The sequence below is a fragment of the Enterobacter cloacae complex sp. genome, from assembly GCF_900322725.1.
Taxonomy (GTDB): domain Bacteria; phylum Pseudomonadota; class Gammaproteobacteria; order Enterobacterales; family Enterobacteriaceae; genus Enterobacter; species Enterobacter quasihormaechei.
Map to the genome: position 1 here is coordinate 224,386 of NZ_LT991957.1, position 15,490 is coordinate 239,875.

A 15,490-nucleotide genomic window follows, 5' to 3' on the forward strand; every position below is an offset into this window, starting at 1 on the left:
AAGACTTAAGCGATCGTGACTTTACTGTCCAGATAGACGTCCTGAACCGCGTTGATCAGCTTCACGCCATCGGCCATGGATTTTTTGAACGCCTTACGGCCGAGGATCAGCCCCATGCCGCCCGCGCGTTTGTTAATCACCGCCGTGCGCACCGCGTCGGTCAGGTCGGTTTCACCCCCTGCCGCACCGCCGGAGTTAATCAGCCCGGCGCGGCCCATGTAGCAGTTCGCCAGCTGGTAACGCACCAGATCGATCGGGTTGTCGCTGGTCAGCTTGCTGTAGACCCGGTCGTCGGTATAGCCAAAATTCACCGCCTTATAGCCGCCGTTATTCTCGGCCATTTTCTGCTTCACGATGTCCGCGCCGATGGTCGCCGCCAGGTGGTTTGCCTGACCGGTCAGATCCGCAGACACGTGGTAATCCACGCCGTCTTTCTTGAACGACCCGTTGCGCAGATAGGCCCACAGCACGGTCACCATGCCCAGCTCGTGGGCGCGCTCGAACGCTGCGGAGATCTCCTCTATCTGACGACGCGACTGTTCAGAGCCGAAATAGATCGTCGCCCCGACCGCCACCGCGCCCATATTGAACGCCTGCTCGACGCTGGCGTACAGCGTCTGGTCGTATTCGGTTGGGTAGCTCAGAGTTTCGTTATGGTTCAGCTTGACGAGGAACGGAATGCGGTGGGCATAGCGACGCGACACGGAGGCCAGTACGCCATAGGTGGAGGCCACGCAGTTACAGCCCGCCTCAATCGCCAGCTCGACGATGTTTTTCGGATCAAAGTAGAGCGGGTTCGCGGCAAACGACGCCCCCGCAGAGTGTTCAACGCCCTGGTCAACGGGCAGAATAGAGAGGTACCCGGTTCCGCCCAGGCGTCCGGTATTATATAGCGTCTGCATGTTTCGCAGTACGGCAGGCGGACGGTTGTTGTCGACCATGACGCGGTCAACGTAGTCATGGCCAGGCAAGTAAAGCTGGTCGGCTGGAATGGTCATACAACGATGCTGTAAAAGGCTGTCGGCGTCTTTGCCAAGCAACTGCGCAATATCAGTCATAGTGATGCTCCCGTAAGTCCGACGTGATGTCGGAGCGTGTGATCCAAACCCACGTTTTTGCAGGCAGACTAAGCCTGGTACCGACTTACTCTATTTTCCACCATTTGCAACTTTTTTAAGCACAATCTGCTGGCTCGTTTCGTGTACAACATTTTTGTTACACTGATCATACAATCGCCTTAAAGGTATTTAAAAGGTATTATCACATGGTATGTTAACCGCGTACCTCTGACATGCAGGATTAAAAAATGAAAACGAAAGTCCAACTGTCATTCATGATGTTCGTTGAATGGTTTATCTGGGGCGCGTGGTTTGTGCCATTGTGGCTGTGGCTGAGCAAGAGCGGGTTTACTGCCGGCGAAATCGGCTGGTCGTATGCCTGTACGGCCATCGCCGCGATCCTCTCGCCCATCCTGGTCGGCTCGCTGACGGACCGCTTCTTCGCCGCCCAGAAGGTGCTGGCGGTGCTGATGTTCGCCGGCGCGATCCTGATGTACTTCGCCGCACAGCAAACCCAGTTCAGCACCTTCTTCCCGCTGCTGCTGGCCTACTCCCTGACCTATATGCCGACCATCGCGCTGACCAACAGTATCGCCTTTGCGAACGTCGATGACGTGGAGGCCGATTTCCCGCGCATCCGCGTGATGGGCACCATCGGCTGGATTGCCTCGGGCCTGGCGTGCGGCTTCCTGCCGCAGATGATGGGCTATAGCGACATCTCCGACACCAATATTCCCCTGCTGATGACCGCAGCCAGCTCCCTTCTGCTCGGCGTCTTCGCGCTGTTCCTGCCGAATACCCCGCCGAAGAGCACCGGCAAGCTGGATTTCAAAGTCATGCTGGGGCTGGACGCGCTGATCCTGCTGCGCGACAAAAACTTCCTGGTGTTCTTCTTCTGCTCGTTCCTGTTCGCCATGCCGCTGGCCTTCTACTACATCTTTGCCAACGGCTATCTCACCGAAGTGGGGATGAAAAACGCCACCGGCTGGATGACCCTCGGCCAGTTCTCTGAAATCTTCTTCATGCTCGCCCTGCCGTTCTTTACCAAACGCTTTGGTATTAAGAAGGTCTTGCTGCTGGGCCTGATCACCGCCGCCATTCGCTACGGCTTCTTTGTTTACGGTGGCGCCGAGCAGTACTTCACCTACGCGCTGCTGTTCCTCGGCATTCTGCTGCACGGCGTGAGCTATGACTTCTATTACGTCACCGCGTACATCTACGTGGATAAAAAAGCGCCCGTGCATATGCGCAACGCGGCGCAGGGCTTGATCACGCTGTGCTGTCAGGGCTTTGGTAGCCTGCTGGGTTACCGTCTCGGCGGCGTGATGATGGAAAAAATGTTCGCATATAAAGAGCCGGTGAATGGGCTGACCTTCAACTGGGCCGGAATGTGGACGTTTGGTGCAATCATGATTGTGGTGATTGCCGTGCTGTTTATGCTGTTTTTCCGCGAATCGGATAAAGAGATCACCGCAATTGAGGTGGTTGATGGCGATACCGCGCTGACACGAGGGGAAGTTAAATGAAACAAGACCGTATTCTCGGTGCCCTTTACGGGCAGGCGTTAGGGGATGCGATGGGAATGCCGTCGGAGCTGTGGCCGCGCAAGCGGGTAAAAGCACACTTCGGCTGGATCGACCGTTTCTTACCCGGCCCGGCCGAGAATAATGCCGCCTGCTACTTCAGGCAGGCGGAGTTTACCGATGATACATCCATGGCGCTGTGCCTGGCCGATGCGATTATCGAATGCGACGGGGACATTAATCCTGACGTTATCGGTAAGCATATTCTGAACTGGGCGCTGGATTTCGACGCGTTCAATAAGAATGTGCTTGGCCCGACCTCCAAAATTGCCCTGAACGCCATCCGCGACGGCAGGCCGGTGAGCGAGCTGGAAAATAACGGCGTCACCAACGGGGCCGCGATGCGCGCCTCCCCGCTGGGCTGCCTGCTGCCGGCCACGCGTCTGACGCACTTTGTGGAACAGGTTGCGTTAGCCTCCAGCCCGACCCATAAATCGGATCTCGCCATCGCCGGTGCGGTGGTCATCGCGTGGGCGGTTTCGCGCGCTATCGACGGCGAGCGCTGGCAGAACATCGCTGACGCCCTGCCGGGTATTGCCCGCGCGGCCCAGGAGGCCAACACGACCACCTTCAGCGCATCGCTTTCGGCACGCATTGAGCTGGCCCTGAAAACCGTGCGCGAAGCCAACGGTACGGAATCCGCCAGCGAGCAGATCTATCAGCTTATTGGCGCGGGCACGAGTACCCTGGAGTCCGTTCCGGCGGCCATTGCGATGGTCGAACTGGCGGGAACCGACCCGAACCGCTGCGCGTTTTTATGCGCCAACCTGGGGGGTGACACCGACACTATCGGCGCGATGGCAACCGCCATTTGCGGCGCGCTGCACGGTATACAGGCCATTGATCCGGCGCTCAGGCGCGAACTGGATGCCGTCAACCGGCTTGATTTCGGCCACTACTGCGACAAGCTGCTGCACTTCCGGGAGCAAAGGGAGGGTGTATGAGTGCTTTTGCCCGCCGTCTCGAAACGCTTCACGCCACGCGTCCGGTAACGGTGCTGGGCGCGGCGGTGATCGACGTGATTGCCGACGCCTACGCCCTGCCCTGGCGCGGGTGTGATATCGAGCTGAAGCAACAGGGCGTGAATATTGGCGGCTGCGCGCTGAATATCGCCATCGGCCTCAAGCGGCTCGGCATTGCTGCGCAAAACGCGCTTCCCGTGGGCCACGGCGTATGGGCCGATATTATCCGTAACGCCATGGCGAAGCAGGATCTGCACAGCACCGTGGAAGCGGAAACGGGTGATAACGGCTGGTGTCTGGCGCTGGTGGAGCCTGACGGTGAACGCACCTTTATGTCGTTCAGCGGCGTGGAGAATCAGTGGCAGCAGCGCTGGCTGGACGGGTTAAGCGTGCCGGAGAAAAGCCTGATCTATTTGTCCGGCTACCAGCTGGCGTCGCCCAGCGGCGAGCTGCTGACGGCCTGGGTGGAAAGTCTTCAGGATGTGACGCTCTTTATTGATTTCGGTCCGCGTATTGCGGATATCCCCGACCCGCTGATGGCGCGGATGATGGCCTGCAAACCGATTGTCTCGCTTAATCGTCAGGAGGCAGAGCTTGCCGCTGAATGGCTTGGCGTGAACGTGGAGCAACTCGGCAAACAGTGGCAGCAGCGTTTTAGCGCTGCGCTGATCGTGCGCCAGGATAAAGACGGGGCGATCTGGTATGACGGTGACGCCTCCGGACACGTTCCGGCGTTTCCTGCTGACGTGGTCGATACCATCGGCGCGGGTGACAGCCATGCGGGAGGCACCCTTGCCGGGCTGGCAGCGGGATGGTCACTGCCGGAGTCGGTGCAGCTTGGCAATGCCGTAGCCGCCTGGGTCGTCAGCCATCGCGGTGGAGACTGCGCCCCCACGCGCGACGCACTACTCCTCGCACACAAAGACGTATAGATCGCTGCGGCAGTAGCTGATGCTGTACTCAATGGGACGGTGCTGTTGATCGAGCGCGACCTGCTTGATCACCAGCACCGGTATCTTATCGTCCATCTTTATATGCGTCTGAAACTCACTGTCGGGCATCCGGGCGCTGACGCGGGAACGGGTGCGCTGCGGAAAGATATTCTGGCTGCGGAAGTAATCATAAAGCGAGACGCCAATATCGTCCGGGTTGGGAATTAACCCTACCGGTACCCAGGACTCCTCAATGGATACCGCATCGTCGTCCACATAGCGGATGCGCTTAAGCAGAAACACGTCGCTTTCCGGCGTAAGGGAAAGATGGCGGGCGATCTCTTCCGGGCACTTCACCACGCGTTTATTCACCCACAGCGTGTTGGGCGTTTTGCCCCGCAGTACCACCTGCTGGGAAAACCCCCGAGCCTCTTTCAGCGAATATTCAAAGATATTGTTGATTTGCGTGCCGTAGCCGCGCGCACGGGTGACGACCCCGGCCTCCTCCAGCGCCTGCATCGCTTTACGCACCGTAATGCGCGATACGCCGGCAAGCTGGCTCAGGTCACGTTCGCCGGGCAAAATATTCCCGTGAGCGAGCACGCCGCTGCGCACCGCGTTTTTGACCGTTTCGGCAAATTTCAGATACAGCGGCGTGTTGTCCGGTGCGGCAATTCGTTCCTTGAGCTGGGCAATTAACCGGGTATGCGCTTGTTCCATCTCTGTTTTTCTCTGGCATGAGGTTTCATGCCAGTATACGGCTTACCACCATGCATGAAAATGGTGAACCGGCCCAATACCGTGACCCACTTCCAGAGAATCGGCTTTTGCCAGCGCGCCCGAGAGCCAGACCTTCGCTTCCTGCACCGTATCCGCCCAGTTCGCGTGACGGGGACGCAGCGCCGCCAGCGCGGCAGAGAGCGTACAGCCCGTGCCGTGTGTGTTTTTAGTCTGTACGCGCGGCGCGGTGAAACGTTGCGCGCCATCGCGGGTGAAGAGCCAGTCCGGGCTTTCTGCATCATCAAGATGACCGCCTTTCATCAGCACCGCGCTACACCCCATCGCCAGCAGCGCATTGCCCTGCTCTTTCATTTCACGTTCGTTTTGCGCGTGCGGCGCTTCCAGAAGCGCGGCGGCTTCGGGCAGGTTGGGCGTGATCAGCGCCACCTGCGGCAGCAGCTTTTTACGCAGCGTGTCGACAGCAGAGGCGGAGAGCAGCGGATCGCCGCTTTTGGCTAACATTACGGTATCGAGCACTACGTTTTTTATCCGGTAATGTTTAAGACGTTCTGCTACCGCTTCAACAATGTCTGCTTCTGCCAGCATGCCGATTTTGGTGGTGTCGATACGTACGTCGCTGAATACCGAATCCAGCTGCGCGCCGACAAAATCCGGCTCAATGCGATACACCGACTGTACGCCGCGCGTGTTTTGCGCCACCAGCGCGGTGATAACCGAGCAGCCGTAAGCGCCGAGCGCAGAGAAAGTTTTCAGATCTGCCTGGATCCCCGCTCCGCCGCTTGGATCGGTTCCCGCAATAGTCAGGGCATTGATGCGATTCATGCCTGTGCCTCCAGCGCGTAAAGCGCATCCAGAAACGCAGAGGCAAAGCTGCCGGGCCCCTGGCTTTGAGACAGAGCAGCCGATCCTGCACGCTTCATAAAACCGCAGGCTGCCGTCGCGTTATCAAGCCTGTCGCCAGGCAGTGAGCAACAGGCGGCGACGACCGCCGAGAGCGCGCAGCCTGTTCCCACCACGCGGGTCATCAGCGGGTCGCCGCCCGCGACCGTACGGGTTCGCTGCCCGTCGGTGATGTAATCCACTTCCCCTGTGACCACCACAACGGCGTGGGTCTGGCGGGCGAGCGCCTGCGCGGCGGGCAAGGCGCTTGCAGCCGTATCGGTGGTGTCTACCCCGCGACCGCCCGCACTCATCCCGGCAAGGGCCAGGATTTCGGAGGCATTGCCGCGAATGGCAGCAGGTTTAAGCGATACGATTTGCTGGCAAAAACGGGTGCGGAACGCCAGCGCGCCAGCCGCGACCGGGTCCAGAACCCAGGGGGTGCCCGCAGCAACCGCACTCTCAATGGCCCGACGCATCGACTCGGCGCGCGGCGCGGTGAGCGTGCCAACGTTGATGAGCAGAGCATCGGCAAGCGCGGCGAACGGTTCCGCTTCCTCGGCTTCGATCACCATTGCCGGGGACGCACCGAGCGCAAGCAGAACGTTGGCGGTGAAGGCCTGCACGACATCGTTAGTCATACAGTGCGTGAGCGGGGAACGGGTTCGGAATTGATATAAAACGTGTGAATCGAGCAGGTCAGGCTGCATGGTTTCGCTCCTGCCGTACGTGAAGAAGCGATGACCGGGTAGGCATCTGACTTCCCTACGCTGGCATTATCCAGATCAGGTAATACGGGTATTTCTCAGCCTTCACAAAGAAGGGCACCCCGAGTCAAATTACTTATAAAACAATTATTTAATCATAAATAATTTTAGGTGTTTAGTGTAACCGGGGCCGCAGGTAGGGTGCAAGATTTTTTGAAGTGATTTACGCAAGGCAGTTAGGATGCGATAGATAAATAAAACATATAATAATGTACTAAAATATTGTTGAAAGTATTTAATGCATGTACTTTATCGTTCACTTATTCACTTAACCTTACTTCTCGGCCTATTCAATTTATGATCTAAATCGAAGCTTGATATATTTAGCCATTCTTTTGACTATAAATGCTTTCCTGAATAAATTACTTCCTCCCTTCTGTCACGCGCTGTACGATTGGCGTTCAACATCAATAAATAACAAGAGGGATTTTAAATGGCTGTACCTGTTTATCTATGGTTAACAGACGATGATGGAAATAAGATTAAAGGCTCTGTTGATGTAAAAGGTCGGGAGGGTTCGATTGAAATCATAGAACTTATGCATTCGGATCGGCTTTCTATCACCGCAAAACCAAAGGCTGGACAATGAGACTTACGCCCTATGTAGAAAATCAGATGTGTGGGCGTGATGGGTTCATGATATACGGCGATAGTTCAGCGCATCCGGGAGAAGCCTCAGATGGTTGTATCGTTTTAAATCTTCCGTACAGAAAAATTATTGCAGCAAGCAAAGATAAAATATTAGTAGTGGAAGATTAACTATGCTCAAGAAACAGTTAATATTTTCATTAATGTTACTACCTATTTTAGTCCATGCCAAATCTCCTGGTTGTGCTGCAATTGGCTTGTTTATGGAATCAACCTTGTTTGATGCTCTATCAAATGAGTTAAAAATTGATACGAGTACTATAGATGAAACCAAAGCAAAGGTAGAACTGATAGACGTTTCCCCAGTCTCAAAAACTTATGCAGAATCTTTAGCAAAAATTGATTATGCTAAAGATCAGAGCAAGGATAAAACATTAGCTATATATAAAAAAATTTACTTATCCAGTTATTTTGAAAACGACGTGAAAACAATTACAGCAAAATATACATATATCAATAAGGATGCTAAAAAGGATGTATTCATTGCATCCAGTTTAATGAACAAGGATGAATGTAGCATTAGATTTAACGGTTACATCATTCTCTCACGACAATTCTAAGCCTTAGGGGCTATCATGGCCCCTCTTCTAAACTCTATACTTCATATAACAACTTCCTAACTATGCATAAGTCTTTAAAGTCAGTTTCGCCTGCACACGCCATTAACGCACACTATCGTGCTCAGTTAGAGCGCTCGGGGTGCACGCAAATGAGCGCTGGCAATGGCTCATGTGATATCAGCCAAACCAAAGCGGAAAATTCGGCAAAAAAGCCAGCATTAAACGCCTGAACGCCAATTTTTATGAGATTCACGGTAATGGTTTTGTGATATCGCTAAGCCTGGATGAGAACGGCATTACGGACGCGTCGTGGAATAAAACGAAGGGACGCGAACACGGCGTTTTAAGCATTACCCAGAAATAAACAGCGTAAGGAGGCTCCCCGCCTCCTTTTAGCCTGCCAGTCGCACAATTTGCCACACTCTTTTGTCTGATTTTACAATGCTGACATTTCATATCTAAGTCACTGTTTTTACTCGCCATAAACTGCAAGTTTTTGCCAGAAAATGAGGTTACCCCCTCCCCTGTGCCCTGTGTCACAAAACAGTAAACAAATTAACCATTGAGCCCGGTGACAAAAGGCTCTATATTGGCGGCGTTTTTTTCAGGCCCCATCTGTTTTTTAACTTTTTATTCAATCGTTGCTCATAACGAAGCGGCGGTTGTAGGAGTGATATGATGACGGATAAAGTCCGTATTGACACCGTAGATGCCCACAAAAGCAACGAAACCTATCTGGCCCGTCAGGCCGAGTTTGAATCTAACGTCAGGAGTTATCCGCGCAAACTGCCTTTAGCGATCACGAAAGCAGAAGGCGTGTGGATCACCGATGCAGATAATAAAGAATACCTTGACTGTTTAGCAGGTGCAGGCACCCTCGCGCTTGGCCACAATCATCCTGATGTGCTGAAAAGCATCCAAAATGTCATTACCAGCGGCTTGCCGTTACATACCCTGGATCTGACCACGCCGTTGAAAGACGCGTTTTCAGAATATCTTCTCTCTCTGTTGCCTGGTCAGGGCAAAGAGTACTGCCTGCAATTCACTGGCCCATCCGGCGCTGACGCCGTTGAAGCTGCGCTGAAGCTGGCGAAAAAAGTGACCGGTCGTAGCGGTATCATCAGTTTCTCTGGTGGTTACCACGGTATGACCCACGGCGCACTGTCCGTCACCGGTAACCTGTCTCCGAAGGAAGCGGTTGACGGCATGATGCCTGAAGTGCAGTTCATGCCTTACCCGCACGAGTACCGCTGCCCGCTGGGTATCGGTGGTGAAGCGGGCGTGAAGGCGCTGACCTACTACTTCGATAACCTGATTAACGACGTCGAAAGCGGCGTGCGTAAACCTGCTGCGGTGATCCTGGAAGCCGTTCAGGGTGAAGGCGGCGTGAACCCGGCTCCGGCTGAGTGGTTGCAGCGCATTCGTAAAGTGACTCAGGAACACGGCATTCTGCTGATCCTCGACGAAGTTCAGGCTGGCTTTGCCCGTACCGGTAAATTCTTCGCCTTCGAACACGCAGGCATCGAGCCAGACATCATCGTGATGTCTAAAGCGGTTGGCGGCGGTCTGCCACTGGCTGTACTCGGCATCAAGAAGCAGTTCGATGCATGGGCGCCTGGTCACCACACCGGCACCTTCCGCGGTAACCAGCTGGCAATGGCAACCGGCCTGACGACGCTGAAGATCCTGAAAGACCAGAACATCGCGGGCAAAGTGGCCGCACAGGGCGAATGGCTGAAGGGCCAGCTGAAAGAGATGGCGAAACGTTATCCGGTCATCGGCCACGTTCGCGGTCTGGGCATGATGATCGGTATCGAGATCGTTAAGCCGCATGAAGCCGCTGACCACATGGGCTGCTTCCCTGGCGACGGCGAGCTGTCTGCGCTGATCCAGAAGAAGTGCTTCGAAGCCGGTCTGATTCTGGAGCGTGGCGGCCGTAACGGTATCGTTCTGCGTCTGCTGCCTTCTCTGCTGATCAGCGACGAAGAGCTGAAAATCTTCCTGGATAAATTCGAGCAGGCGCTGCTTGCTGCGGGCGTTCGCCCGGCGTAACCGGAGTTGTTGAATACGATGTCTGATTCAAACCCAATTTTGTTCTCCTCTGCGCAGAGCATTGAAGCTTACCAGCAGGCGATTGAACAAAGCACTCAGGCTGTGATGCAGTGGCTGAAACAGCCTGAGATGTATCAGGGCAAAACGGTCGCGGAGCTGCGCGACCGTATTAAGCTGGATTTCAACCCGAAAGGGCTGGGCAACGAAGCGGCGATTGAACGCGCCGTGGAGTTCTTCCTGAAAGACAGTTTGTCCGTTCATCACCCGCAGTGCGTGGCGCACCTGCACTGCCCAAGCCTGGTGGTTAGCCAGGCAGCGGAAGTGCTGATTAACGCCACCAACCAGAGTATGGACTCCTGGGATCAAAGCCCGTCCGCAACCATTATTGAGATCAAACTGATCGAATGGCTGCGTACCCGCGTGGGTTATCAGGCTGGCGACGCGGGCGTCTTCACCAGCGGCGGCACCCAGAGCAACCTGATGGGCCTGATGCTGGCGCGCGACGCGTTCTTCGCCCGTCAGGGCCATTCGGTTCAGCAGGACGGTCTGGTAGGCGATCTGCGTAAAATCCGCGTCCTGTGCTCGGAAAACGCACACTTCTCCGTGCAGAAAAACATGGCGCTGATGGGCCTGGGCTATCAGTCCGTAGTGCAGGTGAAAACCGACGAGTTCTCCCGCATGGATCTGACCGATCTGGCGGCGAAAATCGAGCAGTGCAACGCGAACGGGGAGCAGATTCTGGCCATCGTCGCGACGGCAGGTACTACCGATGCCGGCGCTATCGATCCGCTGCGTGCCATTGCTGAACTGGCGGCGAAGCAGAACATCTGGGTACACGTTGACGCGGCCTGGGGCGGCGCGCTGCTGATGTCTGAGCAGTATCGTCACTACCTGGACGGCATCGAGCTGGTGGATTCCGTCACCCTGGACTTCCACAAGCAGTTCTTCCAGACCATCAGCTGCGGCGCGTTCCTGCTGAAAGAAGCCCGTCACTATGAGCTGATGCGCTACCAGGCGGCCTACCTGAACTCTGAGTTCGACGAAGAAGCGGGCGTGCCTAACCTGGTCTCCAAGTCTCTGCAAACCACGCGCCGTTTCGACGCGCTGAAACTGTGGATGAGCCTGGAAGCGCTGGGTCAGGAGCAATACGCGGCCATCATCGACCACGGCGTGACGCTGGCACAGCAGGTTGCGGCTTATGTGAAAGAGCAGTCTGCTCTGGAACTGGTGATGCAGCCTCAGCTGGCAAGCGTGCTGTTCCGCTTCCGTGGACAGGTGCAGATGGACGACGCGGGTATCGCCCTGCTGAACCAGAAAATTGGTGACGCGCTGCTGGAGTCTGGCCGTGCAAACGTCGGTGTGACCGAGCATAACGGCGTCACCTGCCTGAAGCTGACCCTGCTGAACCCAACCGTGACGCTGGAGGACATCAAAGTCCTGCTGTCTCTGGTTGAGCGTACCGCAGAGGAAGTCCTGGCGAAGTAATGCCTATCCCTCTCCCGCCCGGGAGAGGGATTATTTTCCCCGCCTTAGTGCTCGCCCCGCTTTTTCTTCGAACCATAACCATATTCATACTGGCTACACTCAGAGCCGTAAAACAGCGCTGCGGACTTAACAATATCGTTAAGAATGGTTCCGCTGACCTTTACGCCAACGCGGTGCAGACGTTTAATGGTATTCTCCATCTCTTTCACGCTGGTTTTATCGAAACGGGCCACCATCAGCGTCGTTCCGGCTGCTCTGGCAACCAGCGCCGCATCGGTGACGGCCAGCACTGGCGGGGTATCGATGATGACGATGTCATAATGCTCGTTAACCCATGACATAACGGCCAGGAACCGTTCGCTTAACAACATCTCCAGCGGTCGCAGCGGTTCCGGGCCGCAGGTAATGACGTCGATTCCCCCCTTCTCGAAGCGCTGAATTACCTCTGTACAGTCGCATTTACCTTCAAGCACGCTGGACAGCCCATGGCGGTTATCCAGGCCAAAAATGTTATGAACATAGCCCTGGCGCATATCCGCATCGATAAACAGCACCCGCTGACCGCTCTGTCCGGCAATAGCCGCCAGGTTCGTCCCCACCAGCGTTTTACCGCAGTCCTGAGTAGGGCCAGAAATCATCACGATACGATTCTCAGCCTCCATCATGGAGAAATGCAGGCTGGTGCGCAGCCCCCGAACCGCTTCGACAAACATATCAGCAGGCCGATCGACAGGCAGGAACGGCACGTCCAGCGTTTTGTGCTTTCAGTGACGGGTAAACGGAATTTTTCTGCGCAAATGCGTTTTTTTCCACAGCCACTGGGAACGAGGCAACGTAGCCAGAACCGGAATTCCATGCATTTCCAGCTGTTCGGAGAGCATAATCCCACGTTTAAACGCCATGTGTACCAGCACGCCGCCCATTGAGAGCATGAGCCCGAACAGTGCGCCAAGAACGATGATTAACGCTTTTCGCGGCTTTATTGGATCCGGGAGCGTAACCGCCTTATCAATGATCCTCACGTTCCCGATAGCGCTGGAGCGGGAAATATTCAGCTCCTGCTGGCGCGTCAGTAGCTGTAAATAGATCGTGCGGCCTGACTCAACGTCCCGGCTCAGGCGTAAAATCTCCTGCTGCGTGGAGGGCATTGCTGATACCCGCTGATTCAGACGCTCGCGTTCCCGCTCAAGGGTTTGTCTCTTTTCACGCAATGCACGGTAGGTGGGGTGATTCTTTTTGAAGAGCTGCGAGATCTCTGCCTCACGGAACGTCAGCTCATTTAGCTGATTCTCGACGTTAACAACCTGATCCAGTATGGATTTTGCCTCTAAAGAGAGGTCCACCGAGTCGCGCTGCGCCCGGTAGGCATTCAGCCGCGCTTCAGCCTGATCCAGTTCCGTTCTGATCTTGGGCAACTGCTTTTGTAAAAAAGCCAGACTACGAGAATCCTGAGCCTCCTGACGCGCGATATTCTGTTGGAGATAATTCTCAGCAATCGTATTCAGCACCCTGGCAATTTTGTCAGGATCGTCGCCAGTCAGGGTTAAGGTCACGATACCGCTCTGTTTCACCGACTCCGCAACCGTGAGGCTCTTTTTCAGGGCGTTGATTGTCTCCAGGCGCGTCAGCGTTTTAAGCGAAAACTGCGTGCCAGGCTCAGCGTCAATCGAGGTCACCAGCAAAACGATCCCTTGCGTAACAAGCATTTTTCCGACCGAACCGTCAGCCTCAATGTTTTCGCCCGTCAGGTGATACTTTCCTGCTTCCTGTACGGTCAGTATGAGTTCCTGCGCATTGCCCTCCACCTGCGGGATCTGGAGTTCGCCTAAGGTTATTTTGCCCTGCCCCCGCCCTTGCAGGCGTTGCCAGAGACGCCCCACCACAGGCAAAACGCGCTGCTTCGCCTGAAACGTCAAACCTAAGTCGTCGACGGTCTCGCCGAGGATCATGCGTGATTTCAGCAGTAAAATTTCAGGGGCTACATCCGTTGAAACAGCGGAGCCCAGCTGGCTTAACCCTTTAAGCAGGCTGTTATCCTGTTTGCTTTCTATTTGCACCATGGCATCCGCCTGATAAACAGGCGGCGTAACCCAGGCATAGAGGCCCGCGCATAAGACAGAAATGAAAGTCACGCACATAATCATCGCGCGGTGGTCGATCATTTCGCCGAGCAACCGGACAAGATCGATTTCACTTTGTTGCGGTGCCGCTGCACCATAATTGTCTGTTGTGTAAGACGACATTAATGCTTCATTCCTTTCTGACCCAATCGACGTGCCCATTCCTGGCTGGCTTTACCCAAGAGTCCGAACACATATTCAAACGCTTCACGGCTTTTACGGTAGGGATCGGGGATATCCTGCGGCTCCAGCCATTGCCCGAATAGCAGCGACTTGCCCCTGATCTCCGGTGCCATGGCGGAAATAAAGTGAAGGTGTTTCGGCTCCATAACCAGAATGAGATCGGACTCCTGCATCAGACCGGGCGTCAACCTGCGTGCCACATGGCCGTCCAGGGAAATCCCGTGTCGCCATGCTACGTCCTGGGCACAGTCATCCGCCGGGCAACCCTCAAGGCCAAATATTCCCGCCGAGGTGATGTCTCTGTCGGGCAAGTACTGGCGTAAAAGCCGTTCTCCAATAGGGGAACGGCAGATATTTCCGGTGCAAACCACCAATATCGATTTGAACATTATTGCGGCCACGATCTGATGTAACGAACCGTTTCGGTGAGGTCATGCACCCCGCTAATCGTTGGTACAAGCTGCGTTATCACGCGATTCCAGCGTGACAGCGGTGCGGTGGTGACATACACAATGTCATAAGGCTCAAGCTGAAACTCTGTGCCCAGCACCATGGCCGAAGCGTCTTTTGCATTCAGCTGATAGATATTCGCAATTTTCCCGGACTCGCGTACCGAGCGAATAACAAAAATACCCGTGGCATCGGCCATATTCTGGTCCAGGCCACCGGCATTGCCGAGCGCTTCGGCCAGCGTCATGCCGCTGCGATCCATCTTCAGCGTGCTCTGTTTAACAACCTCGCCCATCACGAATACTTTCAGCGCATCGTTGCGGGGAATAAACAGGATGTCGCCAGGGTTGAGCAGCTTATTCTGGGTTAAATCGCCATGCTGCATCAGGGCGTACAGGGAAAGTCGGGAGTCCTGACCGTTGTGAGTCAGCACCACGTTCCGCCAGTCCGCATCGGCAGTAAGCCCACCGGCGGCATTAACGGCGTCCATTACCGTCAGCGGAATGTTGGTGATGGCCTGCTGGCCAGATTTCGCCACTTCTCCCGTGACGTAGGCTTTTTGCGAACGGAAAGCGGCAACGCTGACGTCCACCTGAGGGCTTTCAATGACGTTATCCAGCCGCGCGGTGATCTCCTCGCGCACTTCGGAAACCGTTTTTCCCGCCACGTGCAGTTTGCCCACGTAAGGGTAAAAGAGCGTGCCGTCGGCATTGACCCAGTTTCCCGTATCGCTTGCGCTGCGATACTGTCCTGCGGGCGTAGTAAGCTCCGGGTGATCCCAGACGGTGACCGTCAGGATGTCACCGATTCCAATACGGTATTCCCAGTTTTTGACCTGCTCATCAAGATTAGGATTTGCCTGAGATTTTGCCGCTGCTGGACGTAGTTTCTCAATTAATCCGGGCGTAAGTGGATAAATTTCGATTTGTTTATCTAAGCTATTATTAAGATCGGCCGGCGCGATTATTTTTTTGCCTGCGGAACTTAACGTTTGGCCAGGAGAAATTACGCATCCCGCCAACTGACTTATTGCTAAGAATATTACAGATAATGCTGTTGTGTTTTTCATT

The 15,490-nt window shown here is 55.0% G+C and carries 12 protein-coding genes, 3 pseudogenes and 1 riboswitch; of the genes and pseudogenes, 8 read left to right on the plus strand and 7 right to left on the minus strand.

Annotated elements, in window-relative coordinates; genetic code table 11:
* Positions 1 to 5: 5 nt before the first annotated feature.
* Positions 6 to 1,058 carry a class I fructose-bisphosphate aldolase gene (gene fbaB / locus DBR02_RS01055; protein WP_022648654.1) on the minus strand — a complete coding sequence of 351 codons (1,053 nt, stop codon included), beginning with the start codon at positions 1,056 to 1,058 and terminating at the stop codon, positions 6 to 8.
* A gap of 248 nt (positions 1,059 to 1,306) precedes the next feature.
* Between fbaB and DBR02_RS01060 the strand changes: the two genes are divergently transcribed.
* The 3 genes from DBR02_RS01060 to DBR02_RS01070 are packed head-to-tail and all read left to right on the plus strand — an operon-like array spanning position 1,307 to position 4,535.
* Positions 1,307 to 2,584, plus strand: coding sequence for a nucleoside permease (locus tag DBR02_RS01060; protein WP_003859236.1), 1,278 nt, complete (start codon positions 1,307 to 1,309; stop codon positions 2,582 to 2,584).
* Positions 2,581 to 3,585: an ADP-ribosylglycohydrolase family protein gene (locus tag DBR02_RS01065; RefSeq protein ID WP_063450280.1), complete on the plus strand. Its 1,005-nt coding sequence runs from the start codon at positions 2,581 to 2,583 to the stop codon at positions 3,583 to 3,585. The genes DBR02_RS01060 and DBR02_RS01065 overlap by 4 nt, the downstream gene beginning before the upstream one ends.
* Positions 3,582 to 4,535, plus strand: a complete 954-nt coding sequence (locus DBR02_RS01070) for a PfkB family carbohydrate kinase (RefSeq protein ID WP_107533370.1) — start codon at positions 3,582 to 3,584, stop codon at positions 4,533 to 4,535. The genes DBR02_RS01065 and DBR02_RS01070 overlap by 4 nt, the downstream gene beginning before the upstream one ends.
* On the opposite strand, the gene DBR02_RS01075 is transcribed toward DBR02_RS01070, so the two are convergent.
* The 3 genes from DBR02_RS01075 to thiM are packed head-to-tail and all read right to left on the minus strand — an operon-like array spanning position 4,509 to position 6,865.
* Entirely contained in the window at positions 4,509 to 5,255 is a 747-nt protein-coding gene (locus DBR02_RS01075; protein ID WP_063868336.1) for a GntR family transcriptional regulator, read from the minus strand. The two genes, DBR02_RS01070 and DBR02_RS01075, sit on opposite strands and share 27 nt — an antisense overlap.
* 42 nt (positions 5,256 to 5,297) lie before the next feature.
* A complete protein-coding gene (gene thiD, locus DBR02_RS01080) occupies positions 5,298 to 6,098 on the minus strand; it encodes a bifunctional hydroxymethylpyrimidine kinase/phosphomethylpyrimidine kinase (protein ID WP_107533371.1) in 801 nt (266 codons plus the stop codon).
* Positions 6,095 to 6,865 (minus strand): hydroxyethylthiazole kinase, encoded by a 771-nt coding sequence (gene thiM / locus DBR02_RS01085; protein WP_107533372.1) that lies wholly within the window; start codon positions 6,863 to 6,865, stop codon positions 6,095 to 6,097. The genes thiD and thiM overlap by 4 nt, the downstream gene beginning before the upstream one ends.
* 35 nt (positions 6,866 to 6,900) lie before the next feature.
* Positions 6,901 to 6,997, minus strand: a riboswitch (TPP riboswitch).
* A gap of 358 nt (positions 6,998 to 7,355) precedes the next feature.
* Between thiM and DBR02_RS26900 the strand changes: the two are divergent.
* From DBR02_RS26900 to DBR02_RS01110, 5 genes and pseudogenes are all read left to right on the plus strand, one after another.
* Positions 7,356 to 7,466: pseudogene (locus tag DBR02_RS26900) on the plus strand (type VI secretion system tube protein Hcp); the annotation flags it as partial.
* A 247-nt stretch (positions 7,467 to 7,713) separates the two neighbouring features.
* A complete protein-coding gene (locus tag DBR02_RS01095) occupies positions 7,714 to 8,130 on the plus strand; it encodes a Shiga toxin A subunit (protein ID WP_107535608.1) in 417 nt (138 codons plus the stop codon).
* 62 nt (positions 8,131 to 8,192) lie between these two features.
* Positions 8,193 to 8,494 (plus strand): annotated as a pseudogene (locus tag DBR02_RS27135) (hypothetical protein).
* Between the two features lie 311 nt (positions 8,495 to 8,805).
* Complete coding sequence (locus tag DBR02_RS01105; RefSeq protein ID WP_014884533.1) at positions 8,806 to 10,182, plus strand: diaminobutyrate--2-oxoglutarate transaminase; 1,377 nt, start codon at positions 8,806 to 8,808, stop codon at positions 10,180 to 10,182.
* An 18-nt stretch (positions 10,183 to 10,200) separates the two neighbouring features.
* Entirely contained in the window at positions 10,201 to 11,667 is a 1,467-nt protein-coding gene (locus tag DBR02_RS01110; RefSeq protein ID WP_107533373.1) for a pyridoxal phosphate-dependent decarboxylase family protein, read from the plus strand.
* Between the two features lie 44 nt (positions 11,668 to 11,711).
* Here DBR02_RS01110 and DBR02_RS01115 read toward each other — a convergent pair.
* The 3 genes and pseudogenes from DBR02_RS01115 to DBR02_RS01125 form a co-directional block, all read right to left on the minus strand.
* Positions 11,712 to 13,910, minus strand: a pseudogene (locus DBR02_RS01115) (polysaccharide biosynthesis tyrosine autokinase).
* Complete coding sequence (locus DBR02_RS01120) at positions 13,910 to 14,359, minus strand: arsenate reductase/protein-tyrosine-phosphatase family protein (protein ID WP_107533374.1); 450 nt, start codon at positions 14,357 to 14,359, stop codon at positions 13,910 to 13,912. Before DBR02_RS01120 ends, DBR02_RS01115 begins: the two are co-directional and overlap by 1 nt.
* Positions 14,359 to 15,489, minus strand: a complete 1,131-nt coding sequence (locus DBR02_RS01125) for a polysaccharide export protein (protein ID WP_107533375.1) — start codon at positions 15,487 to 15,489, stop codon at positions 14,359 to 14,361. The genes DBR02_RS01120 and DBR02_RS01125 overlap by 1 nt, the downstream gene beginning before the upstream one ends.
* Between the last annotated feature and the right edge of the window lies 1 nt (position 15,490).

What these genes read in the sequence shown, in the direction of transcription:
- DBR02_RS01120 (WP_107533374.1), bottom strand. Translation starts at nt 14,359, where the DNA reads ATGTTCAAATCGATATTGGTGGTTTGCACCGGAAATATCTGCCGTTCC.
- DBR02_RS01060 (WP_003859236.1), top strand. Translation starts at nt 1,307, where the DNA reads ATGAAAACGAAAGTCCAACTGTCATTCATGATGTTCGTTGAATGGTTT.
- DBR02_RS01125 (WP_107533375.1), bottom strand. Translation starts at nt 15,489, where the DNA reads ATGAAAAACACAACAGCATTATCTGTAATATTCTTAGCAATAAGTCAG.
- thiM (WP_107533372.1), bottom strand. Translation starts at nt 6,865, where the DNA reads ATGCAGCCTGACCTGCTCGATTCACACGTTTTATATCAATTCCGAACC.
- DBR02_RS01095 (WP_107535608.1), top strand. Translation starts at nt 7,714, where the DNA reads ATGTTACTACCTATTTTAGTCCATGCCAAATCTCCTGGTTGTGCTGCA.
- DBR02_RS01075 (WP_063868336.1), bottom strand. Translation starts at nt 5,255, where the DNA reads ATGGAACAAGCGCATACCCGGTTAATTGCCCAGCTCAAGGAACGAATT.
- fbaB (WP_022648654.1), bottom strand. Translation starts at nt 1,058, where the DNA reads ATGACTGATATTGCGCAGTTGCTTGGCAAAGACGCCGACAGCCTTTTA.
- DBR02_RS01105 (WP_014884533.1), top strand. Translation starts at nt 8,806, where the DNA reads ATGATGACGGATAAAGTCCGTATTGACACCGTAGATGCCCACAAAAGC.
- thiD (WP_107533371.1), bottom strand. Translation starts at nt 6,098, where the DNA reads ATGAATCGCATCAATGCCCTGACTATTGCGGGAACCGATCCAAGCGGC.
- DBR02_RS01070 (WP_107533370.1), top strand. Translation starts at nt 3,582, where the DNA reads ATGAGTGCTTTTGCCCGCCGTCTCGAAACGCTTCACGCCACGCGTCCG.
- DBR02_RS01110 (WP_107533373.1), top strand. Translation starts at nt 10,201, where the DNA reads ATGTCTGATTCAAACCCAATTTTGTTCTCCTCTGCGCAGAGCATTGAA.
- DBR02_RS01065 (WP_063450280.1), top strand. Translation starts at nt 2,581, where the DNA reads ATGAAACAAGACCGTATTCTCGGTGCCCTTTACGGGCAGGCGTTAGGG.